The sequence below is a fragment of the Rothia sp. HMSC065D02 genome (assembly GCF_001815285.1).
GTDB classification, from domain to species: domain Bacteria; phylum Actinomycetota; class Actinomycetes; order Actinomycetales; family Micrococcaceae; genus Rothia; species Rothia dentocariosa.
In genome coordinates, this window is the sequence record NZ_KV820073.1 from 1 (window position 1) to 1,083 (window position 1,083).

Here is a 1,083-nt window from a genome sequence, read left to right on the forward strand (position 1 = left end):
TGAATCATCTTCTGAGCCTTCTCCTCCGGACTCATCTTTTGGTCTAAACCGATAGATATGGCATCAGCACCATTACTAGTAATCCAGTCATTAGCGTAATTACGAGTCCAGGGGTTATTTAATTTGCTGACTGTTTTTCCTGTTTCTTTTGCTAAATCTGATGAAGCAGTCATCCCTTGGTTCGCACCACCACCAACTGCACCAAACACAAAACCACCAGTAAACCCCATGCCAAAAGCCGATAGTTGGTCTGTACCATTCCAATTATCAGTTGTTGCGGCATATTTCACCGAAGAAGATGTACCATCTTTTACGCCTTCTTGGAGCCCGCTGCCTATTACCTTAGCACCAAGTTCATCAACGCCGCCTTCGAAGGTTTTACCGTAGAGTTTGTTACCAACCCAATTACTCGCCCCATTAATAAACTTACTATTCCTGAACGCAGAGACAAGCTTGGTGTTTCCTATACGGGCAATACCAGCGTTGATTTTATCCGATGCTTTCACACCCATTTGTACAACACGAGAGATTTTACCCGCTTTCTCTGCCGTTGCTAGGCCCTTTGCCACAGTAGCGCCCTTCGCAAAAATACCGCCGACTACACCACCGGCACCACCGGCAAGACCACCAATCAGAGCGTCTCGACCAACAGCGCCCCAATCAACATTCTTACCTTCCATCTTCTGGGTAATCACCGACATACCACCACTCATCAAAGCACCCGAAGCAGCACCCAGCAGTACCATGCCTAGCGGTCCTGTCGCCACAGCAGCAGCCGTCAGAGCAAGACCCACAACGAGCATGGCACCAGCAACGAAATATTGCCGAAAATCTTTCTGAGCCTTGTCCCTAGAATATTTTTGGAACTCATCCGGCGACATCGGCTTCAGACCCCACGGGTCCATCAGTCCTACCGGGTTGTTCCCACAGAACGCATATACATCCGCGAAGAAACCAGTACCCGGCACCTGGGCCAGCGGGTCCGTCGAGAGGAAACGCTTCGAGGCACCATCAAAGACGCGGGCACCCATCACATCCAAACCGGCAACACGCACAGACCCGGCACCGGTAAACGAGAACCCG

At 50.5% G+C, this 1,083-nt stretch carries 1 protein-coding gene; it reads right to left on the reverse strand.

Features of this window, described 5'->3' with window-relative positions; all coding sequences use genetic code 11:
* On the reverse strand, positions 1-1,083 hold a 1,083-nt coding region (locus tag HMPREF3016_RS01310), incomplete at both ends, for an RHS repeat-associated core domain-containing protein (RefSeq protein WP_305794006.1).